The sequence below is a fragment of the Intestinimonas timonensis genome (assembly GCF_900626145.1).
In the GTDB taxonomy this organism is placed as follows: domain Bacteria; phylum Bacillota; class Clostridia; order Oscillospirales; family Oscillospiraceae; genus Intestinimonas; species Intestinimonas aquisgranensis.
In genome coordinates this window covers 450,741-467,375 of the sequence record NZ_LR130816.1, presented here as the reverse complement: position 1 = coordinate 467,375, position 16,635 = coordinate 450,741, and the positions used below count along the sequence as shown (strand labels likewise).

The window sequence follows — 16,635 nt, the reverse complement described above, 5'->3', positions numbered from 1 at the left end:
AGCCAGGTCCGTCTAGCCCAGGCGGCCCGGCAGGCCGGGGCGGACCAGCCATGGCAGACAGGCACCCCGGCGGGGACCGGGGAGGTGCGCCCAACAGCAGACGGCGGGAGGGCCGGCCTGTCGTCGCCCGACATCGGAGCGACTGTATTTGAAAGCGCCCTGGCAGAGCCGGAGCTCTATGCCGCTGTGCGCAGGACCAGGGCAGCGGCTGAGCAGGCTCAGGGCCTGCGGCAGGCCGGGCCGGTAGTGATCCGGGAGCCGGTACCGGTGGGCAGTCAGAACCCCACCCCGGCGGAGCTGGACCGGATCTTCCAGCGGGATGCCCGGCGCTATGACGGCGGGTTCACACTTTTCTAAGGGAGGTGGTCCGCCTTGAAGCTGGCGGCCATGCGCTACAAGGACTATGTCTGGCCCCACAACCCCAGGACCTACACCATCGATTACGAGCGGAAGATGGCGGCCCAGAAGGTGCCCTTCGGCCGATACCACTTGCAGGATCTGGGGCTTACCCGGCGGGTCATGAAGGGTGAGGGGGAGTTCGTGGGGCCCACGGCCTACGAGGAATTCAAAAAGCTGGCGTCGGTTTTCTACCAGTCCGGACCGGGTCCCCTAATCCACCCGGTGTGGCAGGCGGCGGAGGTCTACTTCGTGGAGCTCAGCCTCCGGCAGGAGCCCAGGGCGGATTATGTGAGCTATTCCTTCACCTTCTGGGAGAGCGGCACCCAGACTGACACCGCCATCCGGCGGGAGGAGACTGTCACCGCCGACAGCGGTGGGTCGACCGGCGGAAGCGCCGGGCGGACCCACACGGTGGCCGCAGGGGAGACCCTGTGGAGCATCGCACGGGACTACGATCTGGGGCTCACCGAGCTCATCGCCCTCAATCCCCAGATCAAAAACCCCAACCTGATCCTGCCCGGAGAGCAGGTGACGGTGGGATGATGGAGTGGAGACTCTCCTGCTGGGACGGCGCCGCGCTGCTGCTGCCGGAGCCGTTGGAGTGGGAGGTGGAATATACCGCCGGAGTGCCCTGCGACAGCTTTCGGCTGCTGTGCGCCTGGGAGCCGGGAACGGCCAGCGGGGCGGAAAAGGCCGTGACGGTCACACTGACAGTGGACGGTGCGGTCTGCTTCCAGGGCATCGTGGATGAGGTGGAGCACCGGATCGAAGGCTCCGGCGGCTATCTGGAGGTGAGCGGACGGGGGATGGCCGCCCTATTGCTGGACAACGAGGCCATGCCCGCCGACTACCTCACCGCCACGGCGGAGGACATCCTCCGGGACCATGTGGAGCCCTACGGCATTCAGGTGGCCCAGGTGTCCGGCCTGCCGGCGGTGAGCGGCTTCTCCGTCCAGAGCGGACAGAGCGAGTGGCAGGTCCTCTATCAGTTCGCCTGCTACTACGGCGGCGTCACCCCCCGCTTCGACCGGGAGGGACGGCTGGTCATCGCCCCCTTCTCCGACGGCGAGACTCTGGTGCTCCAGGGCGATACCGCTATTACCGGCATGGCCTGGCGGGTACGGCGCTACGGCGTCCTCTCCGAGATCTGGGTCCGGGACAAGACCCGGATGGCCGTGGAACAGGTGGAAAACCGGGATGCGCTGGACCAGCAGATCAAGCGGCGGCAGGTCATGACCATGCCGGGCAAGAGCAACTACCAGGCCATGCGCTACAGCGGCGACTTTCAGCTCCGGCAGTCGGCCAAGGAGTTCCGGCGGCTCACCCTTACCGTGCCGGAGCTCTTTTTCGCCTGGCCCGGGGACCTGCTGCGGATGGAACGGCCCGGCTGGGACTGCGCCGGCACCTGGCGGGTGCTGGAGGCCAAGGTGGCCGCTGACGCCAACGGCGGCGGCACCACCCTCACCCTGGGCGAGCCCGACGGGACCATTTGAGAGAGGAGGATGGACCATGTGGCTTTCCAGTCAGAGCAGGAAGACACAGCGGAGCGACCAGGGAGCGGAGACCGGCGTGGTCACCCTGGAGGGGGAGAAGACGGCGGTCTACCTCACCGGTGAGCGGCGAAATCTGCCCGTGCTCAGCCCCGGCGGCTACTGCTGGCGGCCGGCGGAGGGAGAGACAGTGCTGGTGCTAAAGTCCGGCGCCGACGGCGAGGAGCTGTGGGTGGCCGGGGTCCCAAACACCGGTGAAATATCCCCCGGAGAGGTGCGCATCCAGGGCGGGAGAGCGGCGGTCTTTCTGGGCAATGACGGCTCGATCGACCTGCGGGGGACTGTTAAGATTAACGGCACCCCCATCGAGGAGCTGTTTGAGCCCAAGGTGAAGGAGGAAGGGGGATTGGGATAAATGGCGCTGCTGCTTAAGGACGGCGATTACGTGGCCGACGAGCGGGGCGGCCTCCGCACCGTGGAGGGCACCCAGGATCTCCTTCAGCGAGTCCTCTTCCGGCTCCAGGCCCGGCGGGGGAGCTTTCCCTTCCTCACGAAGCTGGGGAGCCGCCTTTATCTGCTGCCCCGGGAGAAGCCCGGCGACCGGCAGGCCCTGGCCCGGCAGTACGCCGCCGAGGCCCTCCGGGAGGAGGACGTGGAGGTCACCGAGGTGACCGTGGAGGACGGTATGGATGGCCGGCTCCAGGTACTGGTGGCCCTGACGTGGAACGGGGAGCGCCTGGAGGCGGAGGTGACGGTGTGAGGCAAAGGAGGAATTCGGCGTGAAGAGCGTGGAGGAGATCTACAATGAGATGATGGCGGCCTATGCCCAGGCCACCGGCACCGAGGCGGCGGCGAGCGGCGACCTGGCGGTGCGGATGTACGCCATGGCAGCCCAGGTCTTTGCCCTCTATGTCCAGTGTGAGTGGGTGGAGCGGCAGTGCTTTCCCCAGACGGCAGAGGGGACGTGCCTGGACAGGCACGCCCAGCTCCGGGGGCTGGAGCGGCGGGAGGCCACGGCGGCAGAGGGGGTCCTGCGCTTTACCGTGGACACCGCCGCCGATCAGGACCGGGAGATCCCCTCCGGCACCGTGTGCATGACGGCGGGGTTGGTGCGGTTCGAGACTGTGGAGGACGGTGTCCTCCAGGCTGGAATCACCCAGGCCGATGTTCGGGCCAGAGCCCTGGAGCCGGGCAGCGCCGGCAATGTGGCGGCTGGGACCATCCTCACCATGGCCGTGGCCCCGGTGGGGGTGAGCCGGTGTACCAACCCGGAGGCATTTTCGGGCGGCACGGACCAGGAGGACGATGAGACCCTGCGTGCCAGGGTGCTGGAGACCTACCGCCGGATGCCCAACGGAGCCAACGCTGCCTTTTATCAGCAGGGCGCCCTCTCATTTGATGAGGTGGTGGCCGCTACGGTAATCCCCCGGCCCCGGGGCGTGGGGACGGTGGACGTGGTGGTGGCCACAGTGTCCGGTGCCCCCGGCGCCGAACTGCTGGAGGAGCTGACCGCTTACTTCGAGGCGCGGCGGGAGATCGCCGTGGAGGTCCAGGTCCGGGCACCCACAATGAAGGAGGTGGCGGTGTCCGTCCAGGTGGCGGCGGCGGCCAACAAGGACGCCGAACAGGTGCGCACGGCGGTGGAGTCCGCTCTGCGGACTTGGTTCGATGGCCACAGGTTGGGAGAAAATGTGCTGCGGGCCAAGCTGGGAGATCTCATCTATGCCGTGGAGGGTGTGGAGAATTATCAGCTGATTTCGCCTGAGACCGATGTGGTGGTGGCCGCCGACGAACTGCCCCAGCTGTCTGGGCTGACGGTGGAGGCGATGGCATGAGTTATGCGGAGGCACTGAAGGACCTGCTGCGCCCCTTGGGGGTCTATCGGCTGGAGGAGGGCTACGGCGCCGGTGAGCTCACCGGCGTGGGTACCGCTCTGGACGGCTGCGGGTCCGAGCTGGACCGGGTGGAGCGGGAGATGCTCCTCACCACCGCCCAGGACACCGGATTGGAGGCGGTGGAGAGCCTGCTGGACCGCCGGCCGGTGACCGATTCTCTGGAGCGGCGGCGGGCGGCCCTGGCCGCCCTGCTGCGCATCGGCGGGGACAGCTTCACCCTGGCGGCCATCAACGACAATCTGGCCGGCTGCGGCCTAAACGCCGTGGCCAGTGAGACCGGCACGCCGGGCTATGTGGAGGTCCGCTTTCCCGATGTGCCCGGTATCCCCGACGGCTTCGAGGAGATGCGGCAGATCATCGAGGACATTCTACCCTGTCATCTGGAGATCGAGTATGTCTTCTGGTACGTCACCTGGGAGCGGATGGAGGCTCTGTTTGACACCTGGGGCGATATCGAGGCCGGGGACTACACCTGGGAGACCCTGGAGAAGCTGGTGCGGGATACTTAGAAGGGAGCGAGAGACATGAGAGCAGAGCAGATCGCCCGTGGAGTGATCCTCTATGAAAAGGACCGGTACGATCTGGAACAGGAGGCAATGCTGCTGCTGGCAAAACAGCAGGCCGCCGCCCTCAGCGATGAGGAGGCCGCCCAGGTGGGCGCCCTCTTCCCGGAGTGGAAGGCGGACACCGCCTACACCGCCGGAGAGCGGATCTCCGACGCGGAAGGGAACCTCTACCGGGTGGTCCAGGACCACACCAGCCAGGCCGACTGGCCCATAGACAGCACCCCCGCCCTCTACACCCCTCTGGGGGTGACCACGGAGGACCCGGATGCCATCCCGGAGTGGGTGCAGCCCACCGGTGCCCATGATGCCTATCAGCTCGGTGACCGGGTACGCTACCAAGGCAAGGTCTACGAGAGCACCTTGGACAACAACGTGTGGGCGCCCGGTGAGAACGGCTGGATCGAGGTGGAGGTGTGAGCAGACTGAAAGAGGCTGTGCTGGCCGTGGCCGCCATGTTTGGCAGCGCCCTCTCCGCCGCCCTGGGGGGGTGGGATGCCGCCTTACAGACCTTGGTGATCTGTATGGCGCTGGACTACCTCTCCGGTGTGGTGGTGGCCGGCGTCTTCAAGTGCTCTGAAAAGAGCAGCGACGGCGCCCTGGACAGCCGGGCGGGTTTTCGTGGGCTGTGCAAGAAGGGCGCCGAGCTGGCCCTGGTGCTGGTGGGTGCCCGGCTGGACCACCTGCTGGGGGGCGACTGGGCCAGAACGGCGGTCATTCTGTTCTTCATCGGAAACGAGGGGCTTTCCATTCTGGAAAACCTGGGGCTTATGGGGGTACCCTATCCGGCCTTTCTCCGGGAGGCCCTGGATGTGCTCAAAGAGCAGAATGACCGGAGACAAAATGATAGCGAAACGTAAAAAGAGGCCATTAGATTCTGAACAGATCCAGTAAAAACGGACAGTGACAAAAGCCCCCCTGATGTAGGAAAATAGACTACATCAGGGGGTTTTGTCATGAAGAAACGAAATTACACACACGTTCAAATGCTTTTACCAGAGATCAAGGCCATGTTGGCAGAGGGGAAAACACAGCGGGAAGTCGCAGAATACTATGGCTTCCGGAATAAGCAGGTGGTAAAAAGACTACTTGAGCGTGAGCGCCGTAAAGAACGAAAACTGGAAGCCGGAATCCGCCCACGACCGAAAGGACGGCCGAGAAAAGATGCTGCGCCAGGAGACGTTGTGGCAGAGCAGGCCTGTGAGATCCAACGGCTTCGCATGGAAAATAAACTACTGCGGGATTTTCTGCGCTTCACAGAAAGGAAGTGAGAGCAAAGGTAAAGTATCATATCATCTATCGTCACAGGACAGAGTATCCAGTGGCAGTCATGTGCAAATTCTTTGGAGTGTCCAGAAGCGGCTACTATGCTTTTGTCCATCGCCTAGGCAAGCCAGAAAAGGATGCGGCTCTTGCGGGGCTCATCGCACAGCAGCGGGAACGCAGCTTCCGCACCTACGGCTACCGGCGGATGTGGCTGTGGCTGAAAAGCCGGAATATCTTCTGCAATCCCAAAACTGTGCTGCGAATCATGAAGAAATATGATCTGCTCTCGGAGATCCGCCGCCGCAGGAAATGGCAGCAGATGGGGCGGCAGGCACACAAATACAGGAATCTGCTGAACAGGGAGTTCCATGCGGACAAACCTAACAGCAAATGGGTAACAGACATCTCCTACATCCACACCAGGCAGGGTGTGCTGTACCTTTCCATAATCCGGGACCTCTATGACAACAGCATCATCGCCTACAAGACTGGAACCCAGCAGACAGTGAATTTGGTTCTGGATACCGTTCATCTGGCAATGAAACAGGAGAAAAAGAGGGTCGCTGCGGAGTTGCAGCTCCACAGCGACCAAGGATTTCAGTACACCTCTGCAGCATACTTCAATCTGACTCAAGCATACGGAATCACACCATCCATGTCAAGGAAAGGAAACCCGTACGACAACGCCATGGCGGAAAATTTCTTCTCTATCCTCAAAACAGAATGTATTTACCGCCACAAACCGGCGACCTTTTCCGAAGCCAATGAGATGATTGACCGCTATATTTACTTCTATAACCATGAGCGCATCCAGTTAAAAACTGGAGAGGCGCCGCTGGCGCGACGCCTCTCCGCTTAAAACTTAATCTTTCCTACTAAGGGCTCTTTTTTGTACTGTCCGCACAATCTGGGGCAGTTCATTCCAAAACGGAATCTAATGGCCTCTTTTTTTATGGCTGTTCGCAGCGAAAGCGGTGGAAAATGCCGGCGGCCTCGGACGGCGTCAAGGTGCCGCCGGGGTCCAGCCGTCCGCCTGGGGACCACTCCAGAAGGCCGATGTCTGTGGCCCAGTAGAGGGAGTCGTCGGCCCAGGGGGAGATATCGGCGTAGTCGTTGCACGCCGCTACTCCGTCGGGGAGAAAGGTGTCCAGGCCCTGGAGGGCTGCCCAGCGGCGGAGGAGGACGGCGGCCTCCTCCCGGGTGATGGGCCGGTCCGGCTCGAAGCGGCCGCCGCCGGTGCCCAGCACCAGCCGGCGCTCCGCTGCCCACCCAACCGCCGTGGAGCAGTCGTCGTCTTTCAGTACGTCGGAAAAGCCCTGAGCGGCATCCCCCGGGACGGCCCCGGCACTCTCCCACAGCAGGACCACAAACTCTCCACGGGTGACAGCGGCAGAGGTAGAAACGGCCCTGGCCCGGGGAAAGAGCAGCAGGAACAGCAGAAGCAGGGCGGCGGAAATTCGCATGGCACTCCCTCTCTTCAAAGTGGTGTGCCATAAAATACCATTTATTAGGAGGTAGGTCAAGGGGAAGGCTGTCGGGGGCGGATGGGAAATATAAGCTCCCGTCAGGAAAGGCCGGAGTCGTAGACCAGTTGTCCATCGGCGTCGTAGCCCCGGAGGGAGTGGTTGGCGGAGTAACCGCCGCTGCGGCCCTCCAGGGGGTCGGGGAGCCGGACCCGGGCCAGCCACACCCCATCCGCCACAGGATGGGCCTGGGCGGTGACGGGCTCGGATTCCAAGGAATCGCTGCAACCGTCGCCGACAGCAAAATTGTAAGTGTAGTTCATGGTCAGCTCTACTCGGACGATGGCGGGGTCCAGGGCACAGATGGCCCACAGATATTCAGTGTCGCCATCCATCCACTGCCCGTCGAAGAGACGGGAGGGACCATCCGCCTTGACCAGCTCGGCGGCGGCCAGAGGGGTTTCCTCCGTGGGGGTGAGGACCTGGAAGGCGTAGCGCAGCGGTTCGCTTCTCCGCCACAGAGGGCCAGGGGCCTGTTTCAGCACCGAGAAGGCAAAGGAATCACCGAAACGCCCCGCCATCCAGGCGGAGAAGCCGGAGACGCTCTGGTTGGAGTAGCCCTCCTCGAAGGTGATCTCCCCCTGGGCCACGATCTCTCCGGGACCGAAGCCGTAGGCAGTCTCCAGAGCCCGGTAGGCCAGTTCCCTGGTGGGCCAGGCCCAGCCGGTACAAAACCAGACCAGGAAGAAGGACAGCACCAGCAGAAGGAGGCTCAGGGCCAGCCGGACCCGGACGGGGAGGGGACGCAGGCGTTTCTTCATGCGTTTTCCCCTCCTTCCGGCGTGATGGTAAAGGTGACGGAACCACGGTCAGTGTCCAGGGTGAAGGTGAAGCGGCAGGCGGCGGGGGCTGGGTCCTCCAGAAGGACCCAGCAGAGGTCCCGCAGGCGTCCGCCGGTATTCAGAAAGTAAAATTGATCGGAGCTGTATTGATTGCCCAGGTCATCCGAGGCGGAGCAGGCCAGGTCGTACAGTTTCAGACTTTCCAGCCAGGGCTGCGGGTGGAAGGTGGAGACCAGGAAGGCCAACTGGGTATCGCCGTTCTCCCGGGTCAGGAAGAGAGCTTCCCCGGCGGGAGAGAGCCGGTAGGGGCCGATGTCCCCGCCGCCGGTGACGGTGCCGGTGGTCCGAACGGTATCGCTGTCGATAAAGGAGTAGTACTCCAAGAGGGATTGAGGGTCCTGCTCCGGCATGGTGTAGCCACTGTCTCCCCAGAAGACGGCTCCGGAGCCACCGCTCCCGAGCAAGACGTCGAAGCCCAGGAAGAAGGCGAACGCGAGAAGCACGAAGGCGGCGGTCCGGGCGGCGTGATAGAGCCGCCAGGGCCAGGGGGAGTGGAGAGCGTCCAGGGCCTTCCCAAGCTCCTCCGGGTCACCCATGGCGGCTACGGCGGCCTCCTCGGCCTGGTCCCGGCCCATGCCCTCCGCCATGAGGGCGGCCTGGTGGTCCTGGATGTGGTCAGAGAGCTCCTGGCGGACGGAGGGGGCCTCCCACTTGCACCGGAGCTGCCCGGTGACGAGCTCACAGAATTGGTGGCGGTACATGGAAGCCCTCCTTTCACTGTGGGATGTAGGTATAGACCGGTTCTCCGGCAGCGTTATAGCCCCGGAGGGCTACATAGGTGCTGCCGTTGCGGCCTTCCGGGACGGCGTGGGCCAGCCACAGGCCGCTGCCCGGTTCGGTCTCCGTGGCCTCCACGGTGACGCCGTGGTGGAGGCCCCAGTCCGGGTCCTGTTCCAGCTCGTTCCGGCTCACCAGGTCCATGGTCACCTCCACCCGGACGATGTCCGGGTCGGCGGAGGCCACCAGTAGCAGATAGTCCCAGCCGGAGGTCCCGACTGAACCGGAACGGACGGTGTAGATGGGGTCGCTGACCAGGAAACCGTAGGCAAGAGGCTTTTCCTCGGTAGGGATGAGGACCTGGTAGGACCAGAAGAGATCCTCGGTGCTCCGCCACAGGAAGCCCCACTTGGGCCGGAGGACGGAGACGGCGTAGCGGCTGTCCCGCTCACTCACCACGAAGTGGGTGCCCGACTGACCGAAAGGAGAGGCGTCCTCGGCATGGGTGATCTCCCCCTCCGCCACGATCTCCCCCCGGCCGAAGAGGTGTTCCCGCTCCAGGGCTCGGTGGGCCAGGGCTCGGGTGGGCCAGGCCCAGCCGGAGAGCCACCACAGCAGCAGGAGGGCCAGGATCAGGAACAGGGCGGAGAGTACCGCCCGAAGGCGGATGGGCAGGTCCTCCCAGCGCTCCCGCAGTCTCATGTGGATGCACCTCCTTCCTCCAGAGTCACGGTAAAGGTCAGCCGCTCCCCGGCGGCGGCCACGGTGAAGGTGAAGCGGCGGGCGGTCGGGTCGGCGTCGTAGAGGGAGAACTCATGGTGGCCCAGGAGACGCCCGCCGGTGGATTCGGCGTAGGTGCCCAGGTCCTCCGGGCCGTAGTTGTTGCCCTGATCGTCCTGGGCGGAGAGGGCGTACCAGGGGATGTCCACGTCGTCCAGCCAGGGCTGAAAGTGAGTGGTCTTGACCAGGAAGGTAAGCCGCAGGCCGCCGGGGTAGACGATGCCGTCATCGTATGTATGGTCGGGACGGTAGACCAGCAGGGCCTCCCCCTGGGGGCGGAAGGTATAGTCTCCCAGCCTACCACCGCCGGTGACGGTGCCAGTGGCCCGGACCTCTTCTTCCCAATTCTCCCGAAGCAGGTCCTGAAAGGCGTCGGAGGCCGTGGCGGTGGGGAGGAACCGGGGGGAGGGCAGGTCCTCGGTCATCAGGTTCTGGAGGGTCAGTACCACTGCCAGGACCAAAGCAAGCTTGCAGCACCGAGCGCACAGGAGAAAGACCCGCCAGGGCCAGGGGGAGTGGACAGCGTCCAGGGCCCTTCCCAACTCCTCCGGGTCACCCATGGCGGCCACGGCGGCACCCTCGGCCTCATCACGGCCCATACCGCCGGAGATAATGGCGTCCATGTGGTCCTGGATGTGGTCGGAGAGCTCCTGCCGGACGGTGGGGGCCTCCCACCGGCACCGGAGCTGCCGGGTGACGGTATCACAGAATTGTCGGCGGTCCATGGGGTACCTCCTTACAGTTCCAAAACGTCGGGGCCGAAAATTACGTCCCAGCCCTCGCTGCCGCCGGTGGGAGTGGGGGAGCGCCACACCAGTTCTCCATTGGCGTCATAGACGGAGAGTCGAAAACGGGAGGAGTAGGTCCGGCCGTTTACCTCGGTCGAGGGCACGGAGAGGAGAAAGCAGCCATGATCTCCTTCCTTCTGGATGACGGTGATCATCGCCATCTCTCCGTCCTCCGAGCGGACCGGGAACTCTAAAGTTACCAAGGTGATAGAATGGGTATTGGAAAAGACGATCACAGGGGCGAAAGGGAAGGGGTGAGCACTGTCCTCCAGAGGGATCAGAAGCTGATCAGGGTCGTTGGGCACGGAATCCACTCGGCCAGTAATCCAGAAGGGGTCGGCTTTCAGAACACTGACCACCCCATACCAATTGTTCCAACGGACGGCGTAGGCACGGGAATAGAGCGGGTGATCTTCTATGATGCAGAGGACCTCCGATGGGCCAAAGTAATGTTGACGTTCGGTGGCCCGGCGGGCCAGCTCGGCGGTGGGGATGGGGAAGTCCAGGGCATAGAGGATGACGGCCAGAGAGAGGAGAAGCAGCAGGACGTACCGAAGCGCCCTCTGGCGGCGGGTGAGGGTGGTGCCGGTTCCTTTCATGACAGCGCACCTCCTTCCAGGGGAATGGTGAGCGCAAATTCCAGGGTGCCATAGTAGTCAAGGAAAAGGGTGATTTTACTGGCTTCAGGGGCGATGTCGATGACCCAAAGGTTATAATAGGTCACAAAAGGCGAAGATTGCGCAAGAAGCTCATCACCGCCGCATCCGCCTGTGAAGATTTCACCGGACAAATAGAGATCGGTTTCCGCCTGTGCCGATTCACGTTCTGCAGGGTAGCGGTATCCCAAGTTGTCCCCGGCGCTCGTCATAGAGGGCAGATCTGGGGCACTGAGCCATGGATTTTTGTGTACTACCTGCAGCAGACAGTAAAGGGAATGGACATCCTCATGGACAACAAGCCTAGCCGCCTCCACAGAGTAGGTGTAGTCCTCGCCCAAATAGACAACGTCAGGGTAGAAAATCTGTCCGCCCTGCTGCTCTGCGATGGAGGAAGCCCAGTGATCACGGACCTCTAAAGGCCCCGTCAGGTTAAGGAAAAGCCGCCTGCAGGAGAGAAACAGCAGGATTAAGGCTGCCACACCGCATGCCTTGGCGCACCAGGTAAGGGCCAGCAGCAGCCAACCCGCCACGGGAGAGTGGAGGGTATCTAGGGCCTTCCCCACTTCCATCGGATCGCCCATTGCCTCCACTGCCCGTGCCATGGCCTCATCCTGAGAGAGCCCCATCTCCTCCAAGGCGGCGGCGTGGTCCTCCAGGTGGTCCCAAAGCTCGGACTGGATGGCTGCCCGGTCGGGCCGAAAACGGACCTGGTCGCAGACGGCGGCGCAGTACCGGGCAAAAGAGCCGTCCATCAGGCCAGGGCGGGGGCACAGCCCGCCAGGATGGCGTTTACCTTCTCGGAGAACTCCACCCACTCCTTTTTCTGTTCCTCCAGGGCCCGCAGGCCCTTTTTGGTGATCCGGTAGTACTTCCGGGTCCGGCCGGTGTCGGCCTCCTTGGTGTAGGACTTCACCGCCCCTTCCTTCTCCAGGCCGTGAAGGATGGGGTAGAGGGTCCCCTCCTTCAGGGTGAAGGTGTGATCGCTCCGGGCGTCCAGCTCGGCGATCATCTCATAGCCGTATTTGTCGCCGGTGGAGAGCAGGGAGAGGACCAGCAGGGTGGTGCTGCCGGAGAGCAGATTTTTGTCCGCCTTCATGGAAGTCGCTCCTTTCTGTCAAGATCAAAAATACCTCGGCTTTCTAGGTATAATATACCTCGGAGTTCTAGGTAAGTCAAGCCAAGAAAAGGCACGGAGCGTTATAGACGCGCTCCGTGCCTTTTGGCTTACTTCATGCGGTTTTTCAGGGGTTCACCGGCCAGATAGCGCTTCAGGTTCTCCAGTGCGATGGCCACGATCCGCTCCCGGGTACCCTCCAGGTGGAGGCCGCCGGCCACGTGGGGGGTGAGGATCAGGTTGTCGATGTCCCAAAGGGGGGAGGTGGCGGGGAGCGGTTCCGGCTCGGTGACGTCCAGGGCGGCCCCCCACAGGCGGCCCACCCGGAGGGTTTCGGCCAGGGCCTGTGGATCGATGGCGGAGCCGCGGCCTCCGTTGAGGAGGATGGCGTCATCCTTCATGAGGTCCAGCCGGCGCTGATCCATGATGTGGATGGTGGCGGGGGTCTGGGGGAGGGCCAGGGCCACCACATCGGCCTTGGGTAGCCACTGGTCCAGTTCATCCAGGGTATGGATCTCGTCCAGACCGGCGGGAGGCGGGCAGACGGTGCGCTTGAGGCCGATGGTGCGGGCCCCCATGGTCTGGCACAGGGCGGAGAAGCGCTGCCCAATGTCCCCGGCTCCCACCGCCAGCACAGTAGCGCCGGAGAGGGTCTTTACCGTACCCAGGTCGGACCAGCAGTGGCCGCGCTGCTGGTCCCGGTACTGGGGCAGACGCTTCATGAGGGCCAGGAGGCAGGCGAAGAGGTGCTCGGCCACCGATGGGCCGTAGGCCCCCACGGCAGAGGTGAGCATGGCGCCGTCGGGCAGGGCGCCGGGCTTCAGATAGACGTCCACTCCGGCGCTCCAGGTCTGGAGCCACTTCAGGGTGGGGGAGGTGGAGAGCACGTCAGCGGGCAGGCTGCCAAGCACCACGGTGGCCCCCTCCACCAGGGTGGGATCGGAGAGGGGGACGGTGAGACCGCTGTTGTCCATAAGGGGGAGAAAACGCTGCTCCACGCCGGGGGCGGCGGCTTCAAATTGCGCCCGCTCCGCCTCAGTGAGGGGGAGGGCGTTAAAGATGAGCTCGGACATGGGAATACCTCCTTGCGGATAATGGATGTGAGCATGCTCGATGATGTTGAAATCCTGCCGTTGACGGCGGCGGCATGAGGGCGTACAATGAGGGCTTGAAATGGAACCGCCGGAGGGCGGGAAACGGGGAGGCTGCGGGGATGAAGCAGATCAAAAGCGCGACGCTCATCGGCCTGGGGGCAATGGGTGCCTTTTTCACACCGGGACTGCAAAAGGTCCTGGGAGATGACTTTCGGGTGATGGCAGACGGCCAGCGGAAGAAGCGGCTGGAGCGGGGGGTCACCATCAATGGGGAGGATTACCGCCTGTCCATCGTGGAGCCGGGGGAGCACACCGGCCCAGCGGACCTGGTCATCATCGCCGTGAAGGACTACGCCCTGGAGGAGGCTCTGAGGCAGGTGGCCAATCAGGTGGGGCCGGATACCATTCTTCTGCCGGTGCTCAACGGCCTCAGCTGTGCCCGGCAGACCGGGGCGGTGTACGGCATGGACAAGGTGCTCTACGCCAGCATGTGGGTGGCCTCCTCCATGGAGAACGGGGTGGCCCATTTTGATACGCAGCGGGGACTCATCCGCTTCGGCGAGGCCAGAAACGACGTGTGGAGCGACCGGATGAAGGCACTGGCCGACCTCTTTGACCGGGCGGGCATCCGCTATTCGGTAGAGCCGGACATGCTCCGCTGCCTGTGGGTAAAGTTCATGGGCAACGTCAGCGAGAACCTGCCCTGCGCCCTGCTGGGGGTGCCCTACGGCACCTACCGTCCGGGCAGCGAGGCCGATGCCATCCGGAAGGCCCTCATGGCCGAGGTGGCGGCGGTGGCCAAAGCCGAGGCCGGGGTGGAGATCACCGAGGCCGACCGGGCGGCTCGTGACCAGGTGACCTACGGTCAGAACCCGGCCAACCGGCCCTCCACCCTCCAGGACCTGGAGCGGGGGAAGAAGACGGAGGTGGACCTCTTCGCCGGTGCCATGGTGGAGCTGGGGAAGAAGCACGGCATCCCCACGCCATACAGCGAGCTGATGCTCCACGGCATCCGGGTGCGGGAGGAGAAAAACGCCGGGACGATCCCCGGCCTGTAAGCGATTGAAAACGGAAAGCGGGATGGCGCAGCTGCGCCATCCCGCTTGTTGTTTGTGACGGTGTGCGCCGGAGCTCAGTTCATCTGCTTCCGGCGGGAGATGTTCATGGTGCCGTCCTGCATCTCGCCCACCCACTCCAGGCTCTTGCCGGTGCCGTAGGCCACGCAGGAGATGGCGTCGTCGGCCACATAGGTCTCGATGCCGGTGTGGGACTCGATGAGCTTGTCAAAGCCCCAGACCAAGCTGCCGCCGCCGGTCATAACGATGCCGTTGGTGGAGATATCGGCCACCAGCTCAGGGGGCGTGCGCTCCAGCACGCCGTGAATGGCCTCCAGGATGCGGGTGGAGACCTCCTCGAAGGCCTCGATCATCTCGGAGGAGGTGACGGTGAAGACCCGGGGCAGGCCGGTCATGAGGCAGCGGCCCTTGACCTCGAAGGACTGCTCCTCGGGGCGGGGGAAGACGCAGCCGATCTGCATCTTGATCTCCTCAGCAGTACGTTCGCCGATGAGCACGTTGTGCTTCCGGCGTATGTACTTGATGATGGCCTCGTCGAACTGGTCGCCTGCGATTTTGATGGAGGTGGACTCCACGATGCCGCCCAGAGAGATGACGGCGATGTCGGTGGTGCCGCCGCCGATGTCCACCACCATGTGGCCGTCTGGCTTGGTGATGTCGATACCGGCGCCGATGGCTGCGGCCAGGGGCTCCTCGATGAGGAAGACCCGGCGGGCGCCCGCCTGGATACCGGCGTCTACTACGGCGCGCTCCTCCACCTCGGTGATGCCGGAGGGGACGCAGATGACCACGCGGGGCTTGAAGAGCCGGAAGGAGGCGGCCTTGCGGATGAACTCCTTGAGCATGCGCTCGGTCATGTCGAAGTCGGAGATTACACCCTCACGGAGGGGGCGGATGGCGACGATGTTGCCGGGGGTACGGCCCAGCATCTGCTGGGCTTCGGTGCCCACCTTGAGGAGGGTGCCCTTGTCCTTGTCCATGGCCACCACGGAGGGCTCTCGCAGCACCACGCCCTTGCCTTTTACGTAAACCAGAATGGAAGCGGTACCCAGGTCGATACCGATGTCTTTCGCGAACATACCAGCACCTCGAAACAGTTTAAGCTTTTCCTTTATTTTAGCCAAGAGACCCATAGTTTATCCCCTTTGCACAATGACGGATGAAAAAGTGCCCCGCCGGAGGCCGGCAGGCCTCGACGAAACGGAGCTCCTCCGGCGTTCAGGCCGGTCTAGTAGCACTATTATATAAGGAGTTCCGACGCATTTCAACCTCAATTTCAAAAAGAAGACACGAAAATCGCCCTGTGAAGTGGGGTAAAACCGTCTTTATGCGGTGGTCGGCCCGGATTGGGCGGGTTGGGAGCTATTTCCTGGCCCGGGCCAGGGTAACGCAGACCACATCGGCGGCTCCGGCGGTGCGCAGGGTCCGGGCGCACTCGGAGAGGGTGGAGCCGGTGGTGACCACGTCATCCATGAGCAGGATGCGCTGTCCAGCGATGAGCTCCGGATCGGTGGGGCGATAGGCGCCCAGCACGTTGGCCCGGCGGGCGCTGTCGTCCTTGCCCAGGCCGGACTGGGCACTGGTGTCCCGCACCTTGGCGAGGGTCTCGGCGGCCACGTCGCCCAGCTCCAGGGCGGCGGCCTCCGCCAGGAGCATGGCCTGGTCATAGCCCCGGGCCTTCCGGCGCTGCTCAGACAATGGTACCCAGGTGATGAGGTCGTACCGCCCCGCCAGGTGGTCCTGGACGCACTGGGCCATGAGGCGACCGTAGACCTTGGCATAGCCCCGTGAGCCCTTGAATTTGTATCGGTGGAAGGATTCCCGCACCTCGTCCTGATACCAGAGGGGGGAGGCGCACAGGGAGATGAACTCCATGGTCTGTTCGGCCTCCGGACCCACGCACCAGGGCAGGTGCTCCTGACAGCGGGCGCAGATGCCCTCCTCGCCCTTACGCAGCAGCTTTTTGCAAAAGACGCACTTGGGCGGGAAGATCAGGTCCAGCAGGACCTCCACCGGCCCGGTCATGACGGCTCCTCCAGGTCGATGGGACCGTGCTCCTTTTCAAAATCCCGGATGCACTGCAAAATGAGATATTGGACCTGGCCGTTGATGGTCCGTCCCTCATATGTGGCGAGATAGCGCAGCTTGTTGTGGACTTCGGGGCTGACACGGAGCCCAATGTGTTTCACATCTTTTGTAGCCATACCATACTCCTTAACTGCACAAAAATGCGTGCACCTTCTTAGGCTATGGTATGTGATTTCCGTGTCGAAACGGAGGAAAGCGTGCAATTGCACGCACAAAATCTTTTTGGAAGGTTTTTGCTATGCATTGCCTCCGGCGGGCCCCTTTCTGAATGACCAGAAAGGGGCGAAAGAGTCAGTCAAGGAGGGGGATTTCGATTTCCACCTCCTTGACAATCCTCCCCT

General features: G+C 63.4%; 24 protein-coding genes. 12 read left to right on the top strand and 12 right to left on the bottom strand.

Features of this window, described 5'->3' with window-relative positions:
- From E0E29_RS02470 to E0E29_RS02420, 11 genes are all read left to right on the top strand, one after another.
- A partial coding sequence (locus E0E29_RS02470; protein ID WP_165449762.1) for a hypothetical protein occupies nt 1–357 on the top strand: 357 nt, incomplete at its 5' end.
- 30 nt (nt 358–387) lie between these two features.
- On the top strand, nt 388–942 hold the full coding sequence (locus E0E29_RS02465) for a LysM peptidoglycan-binding domain-containing protein (protein WP_130849055.1): 555 nt from the start codon (nt 388–390) through the stop codon (nt 940–942).
- On the top strand, nt 939–1,892 hold the full coding sequence (locus E0E29_RS02460) for a hypothetical protein (RefSeq protein WP_242622344.1): 954 nt from the start codon (nt 939–941) through the stop codon (nt 1,890–1,892). Before E0E29_RS02465 ends, E0E29_RS02460 begins: the two co-directional genes overlap by 4 nt.
- Before the next feature lie 16 nt (nt 1,893–1,908).
- Complete coding sequence (locus tag E0E29_RS02455; protein ID WP_130848486.1) at nt 1,909–2,304, top strand: hypothetical protein; 396 nt, start codon at nt 1,909–1,911, stop codon at nt 2,302–2,304.
- Nucleotides 2,305–2,649: a hypothetical protein gene (locus E0E29_RS02450; protein WP_130848485.1), complete on the top strand. Its 345-nt coding sequence runs from the start codon at nt 2,305–2,307 to the stop codon at nt 2,647–2,649.
- A gap of 19 nt (nt 2,650–2,668) precedes the next feature.
- Nucleotides 2,669–3,724, top strand: coding sequence for a baseplate J/gp47 family protein (locus tag E0E29_RS02445; protein WP_242622343.1), 1,056 nt, complete (start codon nt 2,669–2,671; stop codon nt 3,722–3,724).
- Nucleotides 3,721–4,293, top strand: a complete 573-nt coding sequence (locus E0E29_RS02440) for a DUF2313 domain-containing protein (protein ID WP_130848484.1) — start codon at nt 3,721–3,723, stop codon at nt 4,291–4,293. Before E0E29_RS02445 ends, E0E29_RS02440 begins: the two co-directional genes overlap by 4 nt.
- Nucleotides 4,294–4,308: 15 nt before the next feature.
- Entirely contained in the window at nt 4,309–4,767 is a 459-nt protein-coding gene (locus E0E29_RS02435) for a carbohydrate-binding protein (protein WP_130848483.1), read from the top strand.
- Nucleotides 4,764–5,207 (top strand): phage holin family protein, encoded by a 444-nt coding sequence (locus tag E0E29_RS02430; protein WP_242622342.1) that lies wholly within the window; start codon nt 4,764–4,766, stop codon nt 5,205–5,207. The genes E0E29_RS02435 and E0E29_RS02430 overlap by 4 nt, the downstream gene beginning before the upstream one ends.
- 96 nt (nt 5,208–5,303) lie before the next feature.
- Nucleotides 5,304–5,618 carry an imidazolonepropionase gene (locus tag E0E29_RS02425; protein WP_130848458.1) on the top strand — a complete coding sequence of 105 codons (315 nt, stop codon included), beginning with the start codon at nt 5,304–5,306 and terminating at the stop codon, nt 5,616–5,618.
- Nucleotides 5,615–6,472: an IS3 family transposase gene (locus tag E0E29_RS02420; protein ID WP_130848459.1), complete on the top strand. Its 858-nt coding sequence runs from the start codon at nt 5,615–5,617 to the stop codon at nt 6,470–6,472. Before E0E29_RS02425 ends, E0E29_RS02420 begins: the two co-directional genes overlap by 4 nt.
- A 91-nt stretch (nt 6,473–6,563) precedes the next feature.
- On the opposite strand, the gene E0E29_RS02415 is transcribed toward E0E29_RS02420, so the two are convergent.
- The 9 genes from E0E29_RS02415 to E0E29_RS02375 all read right to left on the bottom strand — a co-directional run bounded on the left by E0E29_RS02415 (nt 6,564) and on the right by E0E29_RS02375 (nt 13,109).
- Nucleotides 6,564–7,076 carry an S-layer homology domain-containing protein gene (locus E0E29_RS02415; RefSeq protein WP_130848482.1) on the bottom strand — a complete coding sequence of 171 codons (513 nt, stop codon included), beginning with the start codon at nt 7,074–7,076 and terminating at the stop codon, nt 6,564–6,566.
- A gap of 101 nt (nt 7,077–7,177) precedes the next feature.
- Nucleotides 7,178–7,897 carry a hypothetical protein gene (locus tag E0E29_RS02410; RefSeq protein WP_130848481.1) on the bottom strand — a complete coding sequence of 240 codons (720 nt, stop codon included), beginning with the start codon at nt 7,895–7,897 and terminating at the stop codon, nt 7,178–7,180.
- Entirely contained in the window at nt 7,894–8,679 is a 786-nt protein-coding gene (locus tag E0E29_RS02405) for a permease prefix domain 1-containing protein (protein ID WP_130848480.1), read from the bottom strand. The genes E0E29_RS02410 and E0E29_RS02405 overlap by 4 nt, the downstream gene beginning before the upstream one ends.
- Before the next feature lie 13 nt (nt 8,680–8,692).
- The gene (locus E0E29_RS02400) at nt 8,693–9,397 is read right to left on the bottom strand and encodes a DUF5044 domain-containing protein (protein ID WP_130848479.1); all 705 of its coding nucleotides are present in this window, start codon (nt 9,395–9,397) and stop codon (nt 8,693–8,695) included.
- Nucleotides 9,394–10,200, bottom strand: coding sequence for a permease prefix domain 1-containing protein (locus tag E0E29_RS02395; RefSeq protein WP_130848478.1), 807 nt, complete (start codon nt 10,198–10,200; stop codon nt 9,394–9,396). The genes E0E29_RS02400 and E0E29_RS02395 overlap by 4 nt, the downstream gene beginning before the upstream one ends.
- An 11-nt stretch (nt 10,201–10,211) precedes the next feature.
- Nucleotides 10,212–10,862: a DUF5044 domain-containing protein gene (locus E0E29_RS02390; protein ID WP_130848477.1), complete on the bottom strand. Its 651-nt coding sequence runs from the start codon at nt 10,860–10,862 to the stop codon at nt 10,212–10,214.
- Nucleotides 10,859–11,674, bottom strand: a complete 816-nt coding sequence (locus E0E29_RS02385) for a permease prefix domain 1-containing protein (RefSeq protein WP_130848476.1) — start codon at nt 11,672–11,674, stop codon at nt 10,859–10,861. The genes E0E29_RS02390 and E0E29_RS02385 overlap by 4 nt, the downstream gene beginning before the upstream one ends.
- On the bottom strand, nt 11,674–12,018 hold the full coding sequence (locus E0E29_RS02380) for a PadR family transcriptional regulator (protein ID WP_130848475.1): 345 nt from the start codon (nt 12,016–12,018) through the stop codon (nt 11,674–11,676). The genes E0E29_RS02385 and E0E29_RS02380 overlap by 1 nt, the downstream gene beginning before the upstream one ends.
- A 128-nt stretch (nt 12,019–12,146) precedes the next feature.
- Nucleotides 12,147–13,109, bottom strand: coding sequence for a D-2-hydroxyacid dehydrogenase (locus E0E29_RS02375; RefSeq protein ID WP_130848474.1), 963 nt, complete (start codon nt 13,107–13,109; stop codon nt 12,147–12,149).
- Between the two features lie 140 nt (nt 13,110–13,249).
- On the opposite strand from E0E29_RS02375, the gene E0E29_RS02370 reads away from it, so the two are divergent.
- Nucleotides 13,250–14,188 carry a ketopantoate reductase family protein gene (locus E0E29_RS02370; RefSeq protein ID WP_130848473.1) on the top strand — a complete coding sequence of 313 codons (939 nt, stop codon included), beginning with the start codon at nt 13,250–13,252 and terminating at the stop codon, nt 14,186–14,188.
- A 74-nt stretch (nt 14,189–14,262) separates the two neighbouring features.
- Here the strand turns inward: E0E29_RS02370 and mreB are convergent, their stop codons facing one another.
- The 3 genes from mreB to E0E29_RS02355 form a co-directional block, all read right to left on the bottom strand.
- On the bottom strand, nt 14,263–15,285 hold the full coding sequence (gene mreB, locus E0E29_RS02365) for a rod shape-determining protein (protein ID WP_130848472.1): 1,023 nt from the start codon (nt 15,283–15,285) through the stop codon (nt 14,263–14,265).
- A gap of 283 nt (nt 15,286–15,568) precedes the next feature.
- Nucleotides 15,569–16,231, bottom strand: coding sequence for a ComF family protein (locus tag E0E29_RS02360; protein ID WP_130848471.1), 663 nt, complete (start codon nt 16,229–16,231; stop codon nt 15,569–15,571).
- Nucleotides 16,228–16,410 carry a type II toxin-antitoxin system antitoxin gene (locus E0E29_RS02355; RefSeq protein WP_130848470.1) on the bottom strand — a complete coding sequence of 61 codons (183 nt, stop codon included), beginning with the start codon at nt 16,408–16,410 and terminating at the stop codon, nt 16,228–16,230. Before E0E29_RS02355 ends, E0E29_RS02360 begins: the two co-directional genes overlap by 4 nt.
- Nucleotides 16,411–16,635: the final 225 nt, after the last annotated feature.

Coding starts and splice junctions, on each gene's coding strand:
- E0E29_RS02455 (WP_130848486.1), top strand. CDS start 1,909: ATGTGGCTTTCCAGTCAGAGCAGGAAGACACAGCGGAGCGACCAGGGA.
- E0E29_RS02400 (WP_130848479.1), bottom strand. CDS start 9,397: ATGAGACTGCGGGAGCGCTGGGAGGACCTGCCCATCCGCCTTCGGGCG.
- E0E29_RS02375 (WP_130848474.1), bottom strand. CDS start 13,109: ATGTCCGAGCTCATCTTTAACGCCCTCCCCCTCACTGAGGCGGAGCGG.
- E0E29_RS02460 (WP_242622344.1), top strand. CDS start 939: ATGATGGAGTGGAGACTCTCCTGCTGGGACGGCGCCGCGCTGCTGCTG.
- E0E29_RS02415 (WP_130848482.1), bottom strand. CDS start 7,076: ATGCGAATTTCCGCCGCCCTGCTTCTGCTGTTCCTGCTGCTCTTTCCC.
- E0E29_RS02360 (WP_130848471.1), bottom strand. CDS start 16,231: ATGACCGGGCCGGTGGAGGTCCTGCTGGACCTGATCTTCCCGCCCAAG.
- E0E29_RS02380 (WP_130848475.1), bottom strand. CDS start 12,018: ATGAAGGCGGACAAAAATCTGCTCTCCGGCAGCACCACCCTGCTGGTC.
- E0E29_RS02405 (WP_130848480.1), bottom strand. CDS start 8,679: ATGTACCGCCACCAATTCTGTGAGCTCGTCACCGGGCAGCTCCGGTGC.
- E0E29_RS02440 (WP_130848484.1), top strand. CDS start 3,721: ATGAGTTATGCGGAGGCACTGAAGGACCTGCTGCGCCCCTTGGGGGTC.
- E0E29_RS02465 (WP_130849055.1), top strand. CDS start 388: ATGCGCTACAAGGACTATGTCTGGCCCCACAACCCCAGGACCTACACC.
- E0E29_RS02385 (WP_130848476.1), bottom strand. CDS start 11,674: ATGGACGGCTCTTTTGCCCGGTACTGCGCCGCCGTCTGCGACCAGGTC.
- E0E29_RS02390 (WP_130848477.1), bottom strand. CDS start 10,862: ATGAAAGGAACCGGCACCACCCTCACCCGCCGCCAGAGGGCGCTTCGG.
- E0E29_RS02355 (WP_130848470.1), bottom strand. CDS start 16,410: ATGGCTACAAAAGATGTGAAACACATTGGGCTCCGTGTCAGCCCCGAA.
- E0E29_RS02425 (WP_130848458.1), top strand. CDS start 5,304: ATGAAGAAACGAAATTACACACACGTTCAAATGCTTTTACCAGAGATC.
- E0E29_RS02410 (WP_130848481.1), bottom strand. CDS start 7,897: ATGAAGAAACGCCTGCGTCCCCTCCCCGTCCGGGTCCGGCTGGCCCTG.
- mreB (WP_130848472.1), bottom strand. CDS start 15,285: ATGTTCGCGAAAGACATCGGTATCGACCTGGGTACCGCTTCCATTCTG.
- E0E29_RS02370 (WP_130848473.1), top strand. CDS start 13,250: ATGAAGCAGATCAAAAGCGCGACGCTCATCGGCCTGGGGGCAATGGGT.
- E0E29_RS02435 (WP_130848483.1), top strand. CDS start 4,309: ATGAGAGCAGAGCAGATCGCCCGTGGAGTGATCCTCTATGAAAAGGAC.
- E0E29_RS02395 (WP_130848478.1), bottom strand. CDS start 10,200: ATGGACCGCCGACAATTCTGTGATACCGTCACCCGGCAGCTCCGGTGC.
- E0E29_RS02450 (WP_130848485.1), top strand. CDS start 2,305: ATGGCGCTGCTGCTTAAGGACGGCGATTACGTGGCCGACGAGCGGGGC.